A 19733-nucleotide genomic window follows, 5' to 3' on the forward strand; every position below is an offset into this window, starting at 1 on the left:
TAAAGCAATTAATTATAATTCAACAATATGAAGCTTAAAAAAGAACACCATTTATTTTTGATTTGTGCGCTATTCATATGTTATAATTCTTTTTCACAAGAGCGAGAATATGGATATGATGAACCTTTCAAATTATTTGAAAAAGACAAAACTCGAAAGTTTGAAAAAGCACCACAATCGTATGACTTTATTGATTATACAGGAGAAGGTTCTGTTAATAAAACAAATGGAAAATTTGAATTAACTGTTCCGTTTTATACCTATTCAGATGAACATATTCAATTGCCTTTTGGTATTAATTATTCTACATCAGGAGTTAAAATGTCGGAACAATTATCTACTGTAGGTATAGATTGGGATTTAGTAGCTGGAGGAGAAGTAAGGCGAATTGTAAAAGGTATGCCAGATGATTTAACATCTAGTGCTAATGAAGGCTCTAGGCAATCTTTTAATAATGCCTTTACAGGTAGAGAATATAGGTTTCCTAATTCAAGAGGTTATGTAGCTACTAACAGAGGACCAAATGGAGCAGGACTTTTTGATAATCACAAGTATGATAAAGATACACAGATGTTTTCTGGTATTGGTCATGTAGGTTTCTTTGGGTCTTTACGAAATAATAAAGCTACATATTATATGTATCATTTCCCTAGAAATAGGCGCATGAAAACATCCAACATAAAGGATACTATGGAAGAGTTTAAGTACTATTCGGGTAGATCTGAAAATGATATGCAGCGTGATATTTTTAAGGTAAGGTTGGGTAATATAGATTTTTCATTTATGCTACAGGAAAAAGAAATGCATGATGGAAGTAATGTTGATGATTATCCAGGTGGAGGTGGAAAACCTTATAATGGTTGGCATGTGTATAAAGCTATACCTCTTGATGATAAAGGATATAAAATAGAATTTAAGGTAGATAATATCCCTTTATTTCACCGCTGGTATGATACTAACAAACCTAATCCTTACAGAAGCAGAGAAATTACTTTTGATGCAAATGGTAATCCTCAAAGCAAATCTGTAAACTACCATTTAAAAGAAGGAATTTCAGGGTTTATAATTACCGACAAAAAGGGAGTACAATATGTTTTTGATAAAATTACGTATGTGGATAATGAATATTTGAACACACATATTGATAACGATTATTTTTTACCCATATGGAATTACCCTGAATCAGGAACCAAAGCTATGCAATGGGGAATGGAATCTTCATTAACTACTTCTTGGAAGATTAGTAAAATAGTATTACCTAACAAATTAGAAGTTTTATTTGAATATTATCCAGTAACTTATAATCATGATGTAGAGGTAACAAGAAGTCATTTAGGAGAATATAAAGGGTATAATTATAACTTAGAGCCGCTATGGCATCCTGAAGCTAATGGAGACTTTTATGTAAACAAAAGAGTTGTGACACATGAATTAAAAAGAGTTGTTCTACCTAAAGCGATTATAGAATTTGAATATGAATCTTCATCATCATCTAATGCAAGTAGATTAGATGTTAAATCAAGTTTTAATGCGAATCTAACTAGAGTAAAAATATTAGATAGAATTACTTCAAATTTTGTAAGAGAGTTTATTCTTAAAAAAGATATTCTTAAATATTCTAGAGACGTTCATCATAAGGGACATAGAATGTTTTTAACTTCTCTTACAGATTCTAGAAAAGAAAGATCGTATACCTTTGCTTATGATAGGCCTGAATTATTAAAAAGAAAAAATACAGCACAGTTTCAAGATATTTGGGGGTATCCTTTATTAGATAGTAAAGATGCGCATCCTTCTTTTCCTAAATTTTATGTTGCTAACTCGAATTCAGCAGGATATAAAATAATGTATCATCGTCCAGAAAATTCAGATTATTTTGTTTTTGAAGGATCAGATCGATTTCCAATAGCCTCAGAAACTACCTTAGGTACGTTAAAGCAAGTCACATTTCCAACTTCTGGTTCCTTAAATATTGAATATGAACCCAACATGTATTATGATGTGAATACTAAAGAGAAAAACGTTGTTGGTCCTGGTGTTCGAGTGAAGAAATTATCATATAATGATGAAGATGGGGTCTCAAAAATTGTAAAACAATATGGATATAACCTGAAAACTCAAAGCGATAAATCTTCAGGAAATATTATGTTCAGACCTAGTTTTGCCTATATCGCAAATCATGGGTATGATAATGAAATAGATAGAGCACAGCTAGAAAATAAGAACTATACTTATTATGATAATAGTTTAACAATAGCCTATAATAAAGCAAAAGGTTTACTTAAAAAAGGAATAGATTATGGAAGTAGTCAAAGTGATCAACTCTATACGACCAATCAAAATTATTTACTAAAAAAATTGATTAAAACGTCCAATTATCCATTAGGATCTAATTTTGATATTTCAGGGAATGAAATTATATATAATGAGGTTTCTGAAAGAATAATGGACCCCAATAGTAATAATTCAATGGGAGAAAAACGATTTTTCAATCATTATGAAGATAATAGAACTTTAGTTCGAATGAGCGGTGGAAATTCGGATGAGTATCAAACTATAGAACCTAATTATGTAGCAGAATCAGGTATTTTATCCATAACAAGTCATGGAAATCCTTGGCCCTTGTATAAACTATCTTTTGGTTTGATGGAAATTGAAGGAAAAGATATTTATCCGTTTCCTGATAGAAGTTATTTTGGAACTACAGGACGATTTAATGGTTTAACATATAAAATAGAAGAATCTAATCAATCACAAGAAGTAGTACGTAAAGAAGAATTTGAGTTTGATTTGTCTTTACCAAATGCAGAAAGGAAAATTAAAGCAATCACAAATAACTTTCAATTTACATATGTTTTTGAGGCTTCTACAGCAAATGGAAATCAAGAGTATTATGATCTTTGGAAAACGAATGGAAGTTATACTAATTATCGTTCTCCTGATTATAGAGAATTATCTTTAGGAGTAAATTTCTTTACTGTAAAAGAAATGTTTCCACAAACAAAAGTTATCTTAAAATCAAAAACAACCAAAGTAGATAATGTTGAATCCACTCAAGAGTATCAGTATGAAACTACCAATCTTCAAGTATCAAAATTACAAACTAGAAATAGTAGAGGAGATCTTCAAGAAGAAGAGTTAAAATATGTTTTTGATTTGCCTTATAGTGCTTCAAACCAAGAATTAATGGATAAAAATATAACCGAAACACCGCTTAAACTTATTTCTAAAAATAACGGTGTAACTCTTGGAGAAAAAACAACGGAATACAATATTTTTCCTATTGAATCCACTTTGGGAACTAAAGTTTTACCTCATAAAGAAATTGTATCAAAAGGAAATAATCCAGATTATGAAAATATGATTTATGATAAATACGATGATCATGATAACTTATTAGAGTATCATCGTCCTGGAGGAATTTATACATCAATTTTATGGGGATTTGATAAAGAATACCCTTTAGCTAAAGTTGAGGGCGTAAAATATGATGAGATGATAGCTGTTTTTAGTTCCGTTGAACTTTCAGCTTTAAACGATAACTCTAATGTAAACGCTCTAAGAAATATTCTTAATAAACTAAGAGGTCATTTTCCAAAAGCGCTAATAACAACATATACACTGGATCCACTTATAGGTTTAACCAGTATCACGGATCCTAGAGGAAATACCACTTATTTCGAATATGATATTTTTGATAGATTGAAAGCAGTGAAAGATTTTGAAGGAAATGTAATAGAGGATTATAATTATAAATTCAAAAATTAAATTAAAAAGTATAGCTCGGAAATTTTTCGAGCTATGTTTTTTATACGAAATACTTTATTTCTAATAGAATTGTAAAAGAAAAGAGGTGAGTTTTTAAGCACAGAATTCTAGTGTTTTACAATTTTGGCACGCTACTTGGTATACTGTAAGTGTATATCAAAAAAATGATATGCATTTAAAATCAAATAGTATGAGAAAATTTGTTTTACTACTTACAGGAATTTTGTTAGCAACGTTTTCAGCTAACGCGTCAGAAGCGAATACAAATACAACCGCACGTTATTATAACTACGGTAAATCATTCATCTTTACAGAAGGTGGTGTTGAATTCGCAGTATATCCAGATGGACAATTCGATTTTTACCTAGATGAGCAATCATGTGGTGTGAATGTTAATATCAACACGCCAGGCTTGAATATAAGTTTTAATTCTGGGTATAATTATGATCCATTTGTACAATATGATGACTATGGAGCAGTAGTGCAAATTGAAGATACTCCGATTTTTTACGATCATTATGGTAGAATTGTTCAAGCAGGTGATGTTTTTATTCGATATAATCGTTGGGGACGAGTATCTAGAGTAGGAGGGTTATATGTACATTATAATGGTTATGGAGATTTTCTGAACTGTTCTGGTTATATCAATAGCTTTAATAGACGTTATGTGTATAGACCTTATCATAGATACTTTTCAGTACCAGTTGTAGATAGATGTATTGTTTGGGATCGTCCTTACAGAAGATTTTATTCTCCTTACAGATGTTCATATACAGTATATAGAAACAATTATTACAACGGATATTATAGTAGACCATATAGAAATCGTAGTTATTATAGACCTAATAGTACTATCAGAAGTTACAACAGAGGATATAGAGTAGCAAATGCTAGAAATGTAAGATATAGGTCTAGAGATAATAGAGTAGCGATGTACAAGAGAAATGATCGTAACTATAGTAGCATCAACAGAAGTAGATCATCTAGAGTCGCAAACAATAACAATCGAAATGTAACTAGATCTCGTACTGTAACAAGAAATACAAGAACTGTTTCAAGAGATAGATCAAATAGTAGAGTTTCGAGTAATAGAACATATACTAATAGTGGAAGAAATAGAAAAGCTATCGCAGACAGATCATATAGTAGAACATCTACTAATAATAGAACGACTAGAACAACACAAAAACCTAGAAGTTATACTAGAAGTCGTTCCGTAAGTACAACAAAAAGAGCTCAAACAAGTAGAAATAATAATAGAGCAAAAGTATCAAGATCTAATACAAGAACGAGTAAAAGAAGTGTGAATAATAGATCAACAAGAAATACAAGTTCAAGATCAAGATCAAGAACAGTTAGAGCTAGTAGATAATATAGGCATAAAAAGAATTAGAAATAATACTAAAAAACCACACCTTTAAGGTGTGGTTTTTTATATTTAATAAATATGTATTTCGTTTTTAATATTTTAGCAGACTGTAAATGTTAAAATTTATGCAATAAGATGGAAAAGGAAATTATTCATTGCCCCAGTTGTAAGCACAGAGTACGTGTGCCAAAATATAAAAACATAGTATTTACCTGTCCTAAATGCCAGAATAGAGTACATTATGATGGAAGAATAAACAAAAAACCATATTACATTGGTTTTGCTGCCTTAGCTTTAATCATAGCTTATTTTGCTTTTTTTGGTGATTATTTTTCATATTTGAGTGTAAAGAATAAAAGAACTCAAAGTGCTTGTAATAGATATTATAACGCATATCCTAAAGGATACTTTACAGAAGAAGTACGTTTCATTGAGGTAGAGGTAACTAATGATATAGAAGTAGTCCGAGAGTTTTTAGACGCATATCCTGAAAGTGAAAAAAGAAACGAAGTAATACAAATCAATGAAACTATTTGGGAAGAAGAGATGAAACGCTATGATGAAGTAGTGGTGAATAAAGAAAATTTAGATGCAGATGCGGTAAGTTTCTTTAGAAGTCTTTTACGTTATATGAGAGATCATAATGCATCAACTATAGTGTTAAGCTTGCAAGGTGATATAGATGTGAAAAACTTCCAAGATTATGATATTTCTGTACAAAGTAAGTTAGATGAATTCTTTCAAGTTATAGAAAAAAGAAAAATTTCAGAAAATATTATTGATATAACAAGTAACTATAGCCAAGGATATATTAGAAAATATGAAGATATTATTATAGATGCTTTAGACGCTGGTTTTGAAAATATACTTTCAAATAATTTTATTAAAGTAACTTCCGATAAGTATGCTAAAAGTCCTTTGCAAATTTCGATCAAATACCAAATAAAGAATCAGGAAGATCGAATTTTTATAAAAGATCAAGATCATCCGGTTATTTGGGTGCATTCTAAAAATAATACTCTTGGGGCTGAAAAAGAGTTTATATCTTACCTTATAGGTGTAGCAATTAATTTTTCATTTGAAATGAATATTCCTGAGAGTACTGAAAGCTTTGAGTTTAATCAGAAAACAAATGCTTTAGATAATATTCAAAATATACAAAGTATAGAAGAAGGTTACCGAAGAATGACAGCGCAAAATTTTTACAATTTCAGTACCATTATTTCCAGAAAATTTGGATTATTAGAAGAAGAAAAGGTTACAGTGACTAAATAAAAAGACCGAACTCTCTACTAAGTAAAGAATCCGATCCAATAGCTAAATACTCAAAAAAGGGCTATCTGTTTTTCCATGTTTTAAGTATATGGAATAGATAAGGTAGTGTGTTATAAATAAACGTAGTTTTAATATTTGCCCTTAGTGTAAAGTTCTGAATATTTATTGATTATTTATTCAGGAGTTTACCTGAGAAAAAACAGGAAAATAAAGTTTTTAAAAAGGTAGTTTTCTTTTGAAATCATTTTTTTGAAAAACTCATAGTAATTGAGGAAAATAAGGAAGACTACTAATTTCAATTGATTCAATATTAAGAATATAGAAATATGATTTTTATTTTTAATGGATTATAGATAAGTTCGCTTTCAAATTCCATCTAAAAGATTGAAATGAAATTCACAAAAACAAAAAAAATAGGCCTTTTCTTAGGTCCATTATTATTTTTAATAATTACTAGTTTACCTTTTGATATTATATCTAATAAAGCAGATGAGGTAATTAGTATAGCAACTTGGATGATTATATGGTGGATTACTGAAGCAGTATCAATTTCTGTAACAGCGCTATTACCATTGTTGCTTTTTCCGTTATTAAAAGTAATGCCAATACAAGAAGTAGGAGCTAACTATGGAAGTCCGATTATCTTTTTATTCTTTGGTGGTTTTGTTTTAGCTTTAGCCTTAGAAAAAGTTAATTTACACAAACGTATAGCGTTAACTATTGTAAAGCTAACAGGAACAACACCCAATAGAGTAATCTTAGGTTTTATGATTGCTACAGGATTATTGAGTATGTGGATTAGCAACACAGCAAGCACAGTAGTAATGTTACCTATAGCTTTATCCGTTATTCGATTATTGATTAATGATGAAGATGGTTTTACTCAAAAAGATCAAAATTTTGCCTTAGCAGTAATGTTAGGTATTGCCTTTTCTGCTAATGCAGGAGGTATTGCTACGGTAATTGGAACGCCACCTAATTCGGTTCTTATAGGTTTACTAGAAAATGAATATCAAATAGAAATTTCTTTCTTAAAATGGATGAGTATTGGTTTGCCTTTTTCAATCATAATGATTGCATTTGTCTATATAGTATTAGTAAAGATTATGTATCCTAATAAAGAGTTAACGTTTACCACTTCACACACAATTATAGATGAGGAATTAAAAAAACTAGGAAAAATTAGTAAAAGAGAAAAACACGTACTATTCATTTTTGGAATAACAGTAACACTATGGATTTTTAGATCATTACTTAATAAAGTATTACCAGACTTAAAACTTTCGGATACCTTAATAAGTATGTTATCAGCAATTGCCATTTTTGCAATACCATTTAATTATAAAAAAGGAGAGTTTATATTAGAATGGAAAGATACCAATCAACTTTCTTGGGGAATTCTAATTCTCTTTGGAGGAGGTTTAGCTTTAGCTAAAGGAATGTCTAGTAGCGGTATAGTAAGCTTAGTTTCAAGTGGTATAGCAGCTAGTAATTTAGGGGTCTTTATTACGGCTAGTGTACTAATTGTACTAATGTTGTTTATGACAGAGTTAATGAGTAACGTGGCTTTAGTTGCTGTTTTGGCTCCTGTGGTAGCTGGTATAGCCACAGGGTTAAATATTCCTATTATTTACATATTAATTCCAGTAACTATGGCAAGTAGTTGTGCTTTTATGTTACCTATGGCTACACCACCAAATGCTATTGTTTTTGCTAGTGGTTATATTAAAGTAAAAGATATGATGAAAACAGGTTTCATTTTAAATTGTCTAGCTGTATTGTTATTAATAGTGCTTTTTAAGTATGTAATTCCTATTGTTTTTTAACCAGTTTATCTGAGGTATATTTGTGATAATTAAATCAATCAAGTTATTTAGTATATTTTCTTATATATAGTTTAGGAAACTATACGTTATATAGTTATGTCAATTAAAGTTGTGCAAATACTCAAAGTATTTTCAATCATTTTACTGTATTCATTTTGTATAGATAGTTGTTTAGGATTTCAATCTGATATTATTAAAATAGAAGAAAAAGAATTTATTCAAAGCGAAAAAAATCTAGATAAAATACACAGTTTTTTAAAAGAAAAATATACTGAAGATTTACAAAAAGCTAAAACGTATTTTGAAGTATATTTAGAGAGAGGTGTGCTGGAAAAGAATGAGAACATTCAGTTGTATGCATCCTATTATTTAAGTGATATAGCCTACGAGAATGGAGATTATCTCATTGCTGCTGATTACAGTAAGTCAATGTTAAAAACAGCTAACGATAATAACAATTCAGGACAACAAATTTCCGCTTTAAATCAGTTAGGAAACATTTATTATAAAATGCGAAATTACGATGAATCTTTAAATTTTTTTATTCAAGCCAATGAAATTCATCGAAAGAGAAATCCAAATAAATTACAAATAGGCTTACTAACTAATATTAATATGATTAGAACCAGAGCCCATCGTTATACAGAAGCTTTGGTGTCTTACAATGAAATTATTGATTTATTAGAAAAAGATGAATACAAGCATATTGATAATTATTGGGCTAATTTTATCTCCTTACTACTAGGTAAAGGAGTCTGTTATTTTCATTTAAAAGAATATGATTTAGCTATTCAATCTTATAAAGAAGGAAAAAAAATGGCAAGAAATCATAAGTTAAATGTATACCAGCCTATTTTTAATATGACTATTGGTGAAGCTTATACAGGAAAAAAAATGTATGATGAAGCATTAAAATATTTGTTTGAAGCCAATAGAGAATTACAATCTACCACTTCTAATTTTGATCCTAATCTACATACTTCCTATTTTCATTTAGCTACAGTTTTTTATCAACAACAAGAATATCAAAAGGCATTAGACTATCTATCTGAGAGTTTTATAATTATTGAGAAACAACAAAAAGAAGGAGAAATAGAAAAAATCAATGAAATGTATGATATGGCATATAATGCTGCCAAAAAAATAAATAATAAAGATTTAATTATAAAATATGGTGAAGCTTACAGGAGAGTTATAGATGCTTTTCATTTAGATGATATCAGAACAAAAGATAGATTATATGATAAAGATATTAGTGAGTTAGAAGAGAAAAATCAAAATTTATCTACGCAAAAAACAACCTATATTACACTTATATTCCTCTTTACTTTGATAATTTTAGGATTGTCTGTTTATTTTTTTAAAAAAGAACAACAAAATAAAAAACTATTTCAAGAACTAACAATACAACAAAAGGAAAATATTCAAACTGAACCAGAAGAGTTTGATGATAAACCTTCTAAGAAGGAACTAGTAACTGATGAAAAAGTCCGTACATTATTGAAAAATTTGAAAGACTTAGAAGAAACCAATTTTTTCTTAGCACAAGATTGTAGTTTATATACTACCGCTAAATTAATAGATACTAATACCACATATCTTTCAAAAATTATTAATGACCATAAGCAACAGTCGTTTAATGAATACATTAATGCGTTACGTATAAACTATTTCTTAGTGACATTTAAAAAGGATAAGAAAATGAAATCGTATACCATTAAAGCAATTGCAACAGAGTTAGGATATAAAAGCGTGAATACTTTTGCTTCAGCTTTTAAAAAACAAACAGGTATTTCTCATTCTTATTTTATAAAGCAAACACAGAAAGAACTTTCTACTATATAGTGAATAATAGGAGGTAAAAAAGATCAATTTTATAAAATTGATGAAATTGTAAAATCAAATACAGGTTACAAGTACAGTAAAGTACTATCTTTCTTTGAATTAATTCAATCAAATTTTAAAATATGAAATTGTTACGTGTTTTTCTATTATTATTTTCATTAATAAATTACGCTCAAAATCAACAAAAAGAAACCGCTACTCACAGTACTATAAAGGTAACTGTTGAGGTATATAAAGATTCAGCAAGAATCATAGTGCCTCAAGATTTAGATCCAAAAGTCAACATAAGAATACCTGTAGAGTATGGACGATTTTGGCATAATATTAAAGTGTTACTAAATGTAGAATATAAATCTGATTATACTAACCTTACCAGTTTAAAGTTAGAAATTCAAACTCCTCATACCACTTTAGTACCAGTTAAAATTCCTCCACCAACAAACAATGGATCGAGAAACAAATTACAAAAAGAAAGAGAAAAAGTATATGATATAGGTGGACGTTATTATTTAGAGGAAGATAGAGTTAATGTAGTTAGATTTTCATTAAAAACATGTAAAGAAGAAGATGGAAGTTGCTATACTCCAATACCTTTACCAAAAGAAAACCTTGTCGGTTTTAATACATCTAATTATGTAGCTTATGTAACACCAAATCCAGATCTAGCAGTTATTTATCCATCCTTTAATTACGAAAACGAAAACAAATTAAAGCTTAATTTTACTGTTAAAAATCAATCGATAAGACCTAGTAAAGGAAATACTGATATTGAAATTTATGCTTCTAGAGATCAGTACTTAGATAAAAGAGATACCCTGCAAACTACACTTCAAATGGACAAACTATCGGGATTAGGAAGTAAAAAATATACTTCAAATTATACTGATTTTATAGCACCTTATACCAATAGTAATTATGTAATCATTAATATTAAATATAATAATGAAACTACTACAGATGGTAATCCAAATAACAATCAGATTTTTATACAGCAACATAAAGATTTAGAAATAAATGATGCTAGGATTTACAAAATAAACACAGAAAGTAGTTTGTATGATCTTTTTTATAAAAATAACTTTTATGCATTGTCAACAACTATTACAAATAAAGGTCATGTAGTCTCTCCTGTATCTAAAATTAATTTTTATAGAGAAAGTTATCCTAAACAATTAATTCAAAGTCAAATTGTTCCACAATTATTACCTGGAGAATCTAAAATAATTACAATTAATGTAACCCAGCAGTATTACAATATATATTTACAAAATCGAGAGGTTAGTTTCATTGTAGATCCAGGTAATAGTATTAAAGAATTGGATGAAACAAACAATGAAAAAAGAATTAAAATACATGAAAAGTATAGAGAAAATTCAAATGTAGTACAGGTTTATCCAATTCCATTTAATGATGAAGTACATTTTAAATTCAAAACTGAATGGATAAATCAGCAAGTAAAAATAAATATTTACAATCAACAAGGGATTTTACAACATCATACCCATAAGTCATATGCTGAAAAAGGAGAACATACTATTTCCATAAGTGAACAAAAGTTTAGTAGTGGTATATTATATTACTCTTTTTTGATGGGAGGTACCAAAACTTTTTATTATCAAATTAATGGAAGATTGATAAAGAAATAATAACCGAAAATAAAGCTAAAACTTAAAAAATCACCTAGTTCATAGGTGATTTTTTTATGAGAATATATGAAATGAGTTAACGCTTTGTTTTATAGGATTTTAAATGTGGTCAAATTTATAAAAATGATGTTGTAAGTCTTTTGTAGACAGAGGTTTGTAGTTACCATTGTAGTGTTGTTTTTACAACAAAAATGAAATATCAATCTTTTAAATTTTAAAAAAATGAGTAAAAAAAATCTACTGCCTAAAGGCTTAACAATTTATGAAATTATAAAAAAATCAAAGTTGATTTTTACAAGTGTATTTTTTCTATATTCTATTATCAGTTGTCAAACTGAAGAAGAATCAATAAACGATGGACTGGATCCTCAAAATATTGAAATAAGAGATATTGAGGTAGATAAAGAACAGCTAGCTAGATCATCTTCCTCATATACTATTATTTGTGCTCCTCAACCTGTTCCACCAGGTTTTGAACTTGTAGATTACTTATCAAATTATGTAGCATGTTCATCGTTCTTCACTTACTTCTTAGATTATAATGCAGCAATAGTGAGAGAAATAGGTGTTCCTATAATTTTTAATGCAGGAGCAGGTTGTGATGATAACAATTGCATTTGGATTGTAGGAAATAACTTTGAAGAAAATGCTTATGTAGACATTAGAACTACAACAGGAGAAACTATTATAGGTACTTATAGAGGTGCAAATAGAGTACAATACGTAGATGATAGAGGTAGAGATGTAATTACTTTACGATTAAGTTCAGACTTAGAAAAAAATGAATTTGCTAATAGAGGATTACGTATTTGGGTTGTGAATCCAATAGCTAGGAAATGGGCAGATGGAAGAACAGTCAGAAGACCAAATAGAACAAATCCTAATGATAATTGTGGTGGAGCAGATTGTGTAGAACCCTAATTAATATATACTAATAAAAAAAACTAAGAGATGAAATTAATAAAAACACTAATAATAGTAACAGTAATATCAAGCACGTTTTTTTCTTGTACTAAAGAAAATGAAGAAGTTATATTAGAGCAGCAACAACTAGAGGTTGAATTACCTATAGAGGGAAAAGCAAGAGCTTGGTATGGTAGCTGTAATAGCTTTAAAGGTAAAATACAATTCAGGCAAATTCTAAATATATTTCAAGCTATTCCAGCCTCTAAAACAGGTACATTAATAGTAGAAGTTTGCCCAGATGGAAATGAACCCTGTTATCAAATTATGGAAAGAAATGTAAGAGACAATGAACAATTTTATTTTTATGTTTTAGGAAGTACATTTTCTGATAGCGATCGATTTAATGTGAGAGTAATTCCTAATAACGATGATGAAATTGGAACTACACATACTATACTTCGTTTTGGACCAGCTTATGGAGAAGAGCGATTCTTTGGAGCAGGAAATGTTTGGGAAGATGGTGCGTATTATAGAAATCTTCGTCTAGAGTTTCCTGTAGAATGTAATAATGATACAAATAATGGAGATCTGGTAAGATAAACTCATCAGTAATCCTATTTTTTAAAAAGAGGTCTAAACAAAATTACTCCTGATTACATTGTGAAAAAGGTAAAATCCAAATGGTTATGTATTGAATTATTTTAACCTTAATTTTACAGTAATAATGGTGACTAATTACTTTTTAGACCTCTTTAGAATTTGTGTAACCTAAAATAATCAGATATTCATACTGTACCATTATCCCAAATAATTTGGTATTTTTATATAGATGATAATATTAAACTTTAGCTATAAGTTCAAAAACATAACAAAGTATTTCTTCTTTTTGCTGTTCGTATGGCAATTTGGAAACACACAAGAATTACCTTTAGTCAATCAATTCTCACCAGAAGATTATAATGCCGAATCACAAAATTGGTCTGTTGGACAAGGAATTAATGGATATGTTTATGTAGCAAATAATAAAGGTTTACTCGAATTTAATGGAGCAGACTGGAATTTGTATCCAACACCGAATCAAACCATAATGAGATCCGTTAAAGTTTTAGATCAAAAGGTTTTTACTGGATTTTATATGGATTTTGGGTTTTGGGAGAGAGATGCTTTTGGATTACTTCAATTTACTTCACTTGTAGCACAAAATCAACTATCACTACTTCCAGATGAACAATTTTGGAATATTCTGGAGTTAGACGGATGGATTCTTTTCCAATCACTACAACGAATTTATATTTATAATTTAAAAACTAAAGAAGTTAAAATCATTAATTCTGATAGCTCTATAACCAAGATGTTTAAAGTAGAAAATGATGTCTATTTTCAAGAATTAGGTAAAGGTGTTTTTAGAATAGAAGATGGAAAACCGAAATTAATTACTAATAAAAAAGAACTCCAAGAAAACAGAATTACTTTAATTTTTAAGAAAACAAATCAACTTATTTTTCTAACCCAAGATAAAGGTTTTTTTACCGTAGAGGGTAAATACACATTTGAGAATCCTCAATTACAAAACTTCCTAAATCGAAAAACGGTATATAGTGCTCTTCGTTTGAAAAAGCAGAATTTTGTTATTGGAACCATTTCTAATGGATTAATATACGCAAATGTAAAAGGAAAAATAATTTTTAGTTTAAATCAAACACAAGGGCTTTCAAATAATACCGTTTTATCAACCTTTGAAGATAGAAAGGGAGATGTGTGGTTAGGTTTAGATTATGGAATTAATAAAATAGACATCACTTCTCCTTTTAGAATTTATAAAGATTTAGAAGGAAAATTAGGTACGGTATATACTTCAGCGTATCACCAAGGCTATTTGTATTTAGGAACCAATCAAGGTTTGTTTTATAAAAAATATTCCTCAATAGATAATTTTAGTTTTGTAGAAAGTACACAAGGTCAAGTTTGGAATTTACATACTATAGATAGCGAACTTTTTTGTAGCCACAACTCAGGAGTATTTAGTATTGAAAATCGTGTAGCAAGAAAAATAAATGATATATCTGGTGCATGGGGAGTAAAAAAAATAAAAGAAGGTAAATTATTACAGGGTAGTTATGATGGCTTATACATTTTAGAAAAGAAAAAAGGAAACTGGAAAGTATTGAATAAAATAAAAGGCTTTGATAATTCTTGCAGATTTTTTGAATTGTATGATAACAATACAATATTTATTAATCACGAATATAAAGGAGTTTATAAATTAAAAATAGATCAAAATTTTACAGCTGTTGTAGAGTCTAAAATAGATACTTCTGTAGTAAAAGGTTTACATTCTAGTCTCTTAAAGTATCAAAACAAAATTATTTATGCGTACAAAGGAGGAGTATATAAATACTCAGAAAGTAAAAGCAGTTTCGAAAAAGATACTGTGTTAAATACTTTAATCAGTGAAAAAGATTTTTTAACAGGTAAGCTAATCTTTGCGAAACATTCAAATAAATTGTTTAGCTTTTCTAAAGATAATCTTAGTTATCTAAGACCTGATAAGTTCAGTACCGAAGCTGTTATAGTAAAAAAAGGAATCAAAAGTTCTTTGAGAAAGGGTGCTGTAGGTTATGAAAATATTAATAGAATAGGCGAAGATACCTATCTGTTAGGTACATTAAATGGGTATTTAATAACCAATTTAAAAACAGAAAAGACTGATGGATATACTTTATCTATTAATGCGGTTAAAAATCATGCTGTAGATGAAAAAGCGAAACATTTAGCGTTAAAAAATACTTCAGAACTAGAATTACCTGCAAAAGATAATAGTATTGAATTTTCATATAGTGTACCATATTTATCGAAAGATATAGCTGTAAAGTATAAATATAAACTAGAAGGGTATACAGAAAAATGGAGTGATTGGACTTTCTCTAATAAAATACTTTTTGAAAATCTATCTTTTGGTGATTACATATTTAAGGTAAAGGCTAAAATAGGAGAAAATGAAGTGAAAAATATACCTAGCTTTTCGTTTTATATCAATAGAGCTTGGTACATATCAAATACAGCAATTTTAGGTTATGCATTAATAGTATTTCTATTTTCCATTTTTATGGATAGAGTATATAAAAGATACTATAGAAGACAACGTGAAAGCCTATTGAAGAAACAACAAAAAGATTTTCAATTAAAAACCCTTGAGAAAGAAAAAGAACTCATAGAAATTAAGAATACACAGCTAGAGCAAGATGTAGAGAGTAAAAATAGAGAATTAGCTATTTCTACCATGAGTATGATCAAAAAGAATGAATTGTTAAATGCATTAAAAAAGGATATTGTAAAGGGAGATGAAAAGAGTTTACAAAGTGTTATTAAAACGATAGATCAAAATTTGAATAACACAGATGATTGGAAAATGTTTGAAGAAGCCTTTAATAATGCAGATAAGGATTTTATCAACAAGATTAAAAAATTACACGATAATTTAACACCAAACGACCTTAGATTATGTGCTTATTTAAGGTTAAATCTAACTTCAAAAGAGATTGCTCCATTGTTTAATATTTCAGTGCGAAGCGTAGAGATTAAAAGATATCGATTGCGTAAAAAGCTCGATCTTCCTCAAAAAGCAAATCTTATAGAATACATCTTAAGTGTTTAGAAACTATACATAACAGCTTTTTACCACAACATTACCTATACAACTTATCTTTTTGTTGTTTTTTTTCGTAATCGTTGTTTTGCTCTAAATACTCAAAAACACATAGGTTTAGATACGATTTTATCAAAATTAAATGTGTTTTTTTTAAGATGTATGTTTTTTGTATAGGTTTTTTTGTGAAATTCTTAAACAGTGTTTCGTAAATTTAATACACTCAATATCAAGTGGTAGTTTTCTCTCCACTTTTCTAATACAACTTATATGAAACAAAACATACTCATACTTACACTTGTATTTTATTCGATATTATCTTTTTCACAAGCAAAAGTTTCAGTGGAAAGGAATAATAATGGAATGAAATTAGTAGTAAATGGAGAGGATTTTATGGTAAATGGTATGAATTGGGATTATGTTCCAATAGGTACTAATGTTTTAAATGGTTTTTGGGATAAATCTGATGACTATATAAAAGCAGCCTTAGACTCTGAAATGTCTCTTCTTAAAAACATGGGAGTAAATACCATCAGGGTATATACAGGTATCAAACCCAAATGGATCACTTATATCTATAAGAATTATGGAATTTACACAATGCTAAATCATACGTTTGGTGCCTATGGTTTAACTGTAAATGGAGTTTGGTATCCAAATACTGAATATGGTGATGAAGCAGTAAGAAAACAGTTATTAGATGACGCAAAAACATTAGCGAATCAATATAAGAATATAGCTGGATTACTACTGTTTATGCTAGGAAATGAGAATAACTATCATCTTTCGTGGGGAGGAGCGGAAACTGAAGATATTCCAATTGAAAGCGAAGGATCCACTATTCGTAAAAGAGCTAGAGCAATGTATAAATTGTTTAATGATGCTGCTAAGGAAATGAAATCCATAGACAATAATCATCCTGTAGCCATATGTAATGGAGATTTATTATTTCTAGATATTGTTAAAGAAGAATGTAAAGACATAGATATATATGGAACCAACATGTATCGAGGTATTTCTTTTGGAGATGCATTTCAAAGAGTAAAAGATGAATTAGATAAACCCATTTTATTCGCAGAATTTGGTGCAGATGCATACAATGCCTTACAAGGTAAAGAAGATCAATACTCTCAAGCATATTACATGGTTGAAAATTGGGAAGAAATTTATAAAAATGCAGCGGGTTTAGGAAAAGTAGGAAATGCTATTGGAGGTTTTACTTTTCAATTTAGTGACGGATGGTGGAAATACGGATGGAATGAAAGAAAAAATGCGGATAAACATGATAATAATGCTTCTTGGTCTAACGGAGGATATCAAAGGGATTTTGCCCAAGGTCAGAATAATATGAATGAAGAATGGTTTGGAATCTGTGCGAAAGGTAAAACGGATGTTAAAGGTTTATATGAATTATATCCTCGAGCAGCGTACTATGCTTTAAAAGAGGCACACGCACTGAATCCTTATACAAAAGACATAAACTTTGAATTTGTAGACAATTACTTCAAAAATATTCAATTAGCAGATGCAGTGCTTAGAGCCAGATCCGATAAAGCTGCTTTAGGTGCAGAAAGTGGAAATAGGTTAGGAATTAGTCAATTACGTGCAGAACTAACTTCGTTTTTTACTGGTGGTTCATTATTAACCACTCCTGAAAATCCAGATCCTAATACTCAACTATATCCAAATAGAAGAGGTTTTGATTTTATGCATTCATATTTTATAGGAGTTGAAGGTAAACCAACAGATAATATGAGTGCAGAAGTTAACTTCAATGTAATTGGTAAAGTAGCAGAAAACCCTATAGATGAAATTTTTTATGAAAACTTAGCAAGACCAATACCAGAGGTAAATACAGAAAATGGTAATGTAAATCTAACCGATGTAAACAGGTTAAGTGTGTATAACGCAAAATTTGAATGGAATGCAAAAGATTTTGATATCAGAGGATTTTACAGAACAGGGCATTATCATTGGGGATATGAAGGAGATTTTTTCGGACTATATCGAGAAGCAAATTATGGACCTAATTTAGATATTTATAGAGGAGAAACCTTAGGAGTAGAGATAGATGGAAAAAGAGCAATCAAAGGTTTAAAAGTAGTAGCAGGTCCTCAAGTATGGTGGGGAGCAAATCCAACAGCATTATTCAAATACAGTAGAAAAATTGCAGGTATTGATATTACAGGTATTTATCAAAGAGATTTAAATACAGATTTAGAATTTGATCAAAACGGAAGAAGGATATTAGATGAAAATCAAGTTCGAAGTGGGGTAATACCAGCTTGGCCAACAGAAAGAGCAACTTTAGTTTTGGAAAAAAAGTTTGGAAATGTAGAGGTTGCTTTAGGCGGAATTTGGGCAGGAAACCCATTAAATGGCAGTTCTTTTCAAGATGTTAGAGGAACATCAGGAAACTATACTGTATATACTGATAAAATAAATTCAGATGATAACTGGGGAGGAAAAGCTAAAATAACGTATCAAAAAGGACCAATCAATTGGTATGCACAAGGCGCTATTATGGGATTAGTAGCCAATGGAGGAGGAGATCAAACACAAACTTTTACGGGTTGGAAACTAAGAGATACAGGAAGTGGAAATCAAACTAATATACTTTCTGGTTTCACATATAGTTTAGGGAATTTCCAAATAGCTCCAAACTTTCTGTGGCAAAAACCATTAGTAGATGTTATGCCAAATGATGTTGGAGGACCAGGAAGATTAAGAAACATTTTAGATGATCCTTTTGTAGTAAGAGCCAACAGAGAAACTACTGCGGGTGAAATATTATTTACGTACGATCCAACACCAGCAACATGGATGTATCAATGGGATAATGATAGAGCTGAAGACGCCAAGTTTGCCATGAATTTAGGTTTTGTCTATAGACATTTGCCTACAACTCAAGATGCTCATGTAGGTTTTTTAGCGGATAGAACCATATTCGCATTTCCAAATTCTGCACCTGCTCAAGATTTATGGGAAGTACATTCTCGTGTAGTATCTAAAATTACTCCAGATTTTGGATTGGTAGCTAATATATATGCTGGAAATGGACAAGGAAATGGTGATAGTCAGAGAACTATAGATCGATTTGGAACAGACATAAAAGTAATCCATAAGAATTTAAAAGTTATGGGAGCAGTTAAAGTAAATGACTGGGGACCTTTTGATTATCATAGAGATTTTAACTTAACTTTTCCATTACAATTAATGTTAGACGTATCCACAGCTATCGGAAAGCAAGACTGGTTCATTTTACCAAGTACTAAAATTGGACTACGCGGAACATGGCGTTCATTAGATCAATTTTCACCAAGATATGCACCTAACGCAGCATTACCATTTGCAAACTCACCGATCATAAGTCCAGTAGGGTTTGAGAACGGTTCGGAGTGGGAAATTAGAACATACATTCATATCAACATAGGAAAATAATGCAACTAAGA

Annotated in this window: 10 protein-coding genes; all 10 read left to right on the plus strand. The window is 29.7% G+C overall.

The window, feature by feature from the left end; translation table 11 throughout:
• The first annotated feature begins 27 nt into the window (after positions 1-27).
• The 10 genes from BVC87_RS02400 to BVC87_RS02445 all read left to right on the plus strand — a co-directional run bounded on the left by BVC87_RS02400 (position 28) and on the right by BVC87_RS02445 (position 19722).
• Complete coding sequence (locus tag BVC87_RS02400) at positions 28-3768, plus strand: RHS repeat domain-containing protein (RefSeq protein ID WP_075340754.1); 3741 nt, start codon at positions 28-30, stop codon at positions 3766-3768.
• 190 nt (positions 3769-3958) lie between these two features.
• Complete coding sequence (locus BVC87_RS02405; protein ID WP_075340755.1) at positions 3959-5140, plus strand: hypothetical protein; 1182 nt, start codon at positions 3959-3961, stop codon at positions 5138-5140.
• Between the two features lie 132 nt (positions 5141-5272).
• Positions 5273-6412: a hypothetical protein gene (locus BVC87_RS02410; protein ID WP_075340756.1), complete on the plus strand. Its 1140-nt coding sequence runs from the start codon at positions 5273-5275 to the stop codon at positions 6410-6412.
• 389 nt (positions 6413-6801) lie between these two features.
• Positions 6802-8238 carry an SLC13 family permease gene (locus tag BVC87_RS02415; RefSeq protein ID WP_075340757.1) on the plus strand — a complete coding sequence of 479 codons (1437 nt, stop codon included), beginning with the start codon at positions 6802-6804 and terminating at the stop codon, positions 8236-8238.
• A gap of 96 nt (positions 8239-8334) precedes the next feature.
• Positions 8335-10083, plus strand: a complete 1749-nt coding sequence (locus tag BVC87_RS02420; RefSeq protein ID WP_075340758.1) for a helix-turn-helix domain-containing protein — start codon at positions 8335-8337, stop codon at positions 10081-10083.
• Between the two features lie 122 nt (positions 10084-10205).
• Positions 10206-11729 (plus strand): CARDB domain-containing protein, encoded by a 1524-nt coding sequence (locus BVC87_RS02425; RefSeq protein ID WP_075340759.1) that lies wholly within the window; start codon positions 10206-10208, stop codon positions 11727-11729.
• A gap of 222 nt (positions 11730-11951) precedes the next feature.
• Complete coding sequence (locus BVC87_RS02430; protein ID WP_075340760.1) at positions 11952-12650, plus strand: hypothetical protein; 699 nt, start codon at positions 11952-11954, stop codon at positions 12648-12650.
• A gap of 30 nt (positions 12651-12680) precedes the next feature.
• Positions 12681-13235, plus strand: a complete 555-nt coding sequence (locus BVC87_RS02435; RefSeq protein WP_075340761.1) for a hypothetical protein — start codon at positions 12681-12683, stop codon at positions 13233-13235.
• 229 nt (positions 13236-13464) lie between these two features.
• Positions 13465-16290, plus strand: a complete 2826-nt coding sequence (locus tag BVC87_RS02440; protein WP_075340762.1) for a helix-turn-helix and ligand-binding sensor domain-containing protein — start codon at positions 13465-13467, stop codon at positions 16288-16290.
• Between the two features lie 261 nt (positions 16291-16551).
• The gene (locus BVC87_RS02445) at positions 16552-19722 is read left to right on the plus strand and encodes a glycoside hydrolase family 2 TIM barrel-domain containing protein (RefSeq protein WP_075340763.1); all 3171 of its coding nucleotides are present in this window, start codon (positions 16552-16554) and stop codon (positions 19720-19722) included.
• Positions 19723-19733: the final 11 nt, after the last annotated feature.

It is taken from the genome of Tenacibaculum agarivorans, from assembly GCF_001936575.1.
Classification (GTDB): Bacteria; Bacteroidota; Bacteroidia; order Flavobacteriales; family Flavobacteriaceae; genus Polaribacter; species Polaribacter agarivorans.

What these genes read in the sequence shown, in the direction of transcription:
- BVC87_RS02425 (WP_075340759.1), top strand. Translation starts at nt 10,206, where the DNA reads ATGAAATTGTTACGTGTTTTTCTATTATTATTTTCATTAATAAATTAC.
- BVC87_RS02430 (WP_075340760.1), top strand. Translation starts at nt 11,952, where the DNA reads ATGAGTAAAAAAAATCTACTGCCTAAAGGCTTAACAATTTATGAAATT.
- BVC87_RS02405 (WP_075340755.1), top strand. Translation starts at nt 3,959, where the DNA reads ATGAGAAAATTTGTTTTACTACTTACAGGAATTTTGTTAGCAACGTTT.
- BVC87_RS02445 (WP_075340763.1), top strand. Translation starts at nt 16,552, where the DNA reads ATGAAACAAAACATACTCATACTTACACTTGTATTTTATTCGATATTA.
- BVC87_RS02400 (WP_075340754.1), top strand. Translation starts at nt 28, where the DNA reads ATGAAGCTTAAAAAAGAACACCATTTATTTTTGATTTGTGCGCTATTC.
- BVC87_RS02440 (WP_075340762.1), top strand. Translation starts at nt 13,465, where the DNA reads ATGATAATATTAAACTTTAGCTATAAGTTCAAAAACATAACAAAGTAT.
- BVC87_RS02410 (WP_075340756.1), top strand. Translation starts at nt 5,273, where the DNA reads ATGGAAAAGGAAATTATTCATTGCCCCAGTTGTAAGCACAGAGTACGT.
- BVC87_RS02420 (WP_075340758.1), top strand. Translation starts at nt 8,335, where the DNA reads ATGTCAATTAAAGTTGTGCAAATACTCAAAGTATTTTCAATCATTTTA.
- BVC87_RS02415 (WP_075340757.1), top strand. Translation starts at nt 6,802, where the DNA reads ATGAAATTCACAAAAACAAAAAAAATAGGCCTTTTCTTAGGTCCATTA.
- BVC87_RS02435 (WP_075340761.1), top strand. Translation starts at nt 12,681, where the DNA reads ATGAAATTAATAAAAACACTAATAATAGTAACAGTAATATCAAGCACG.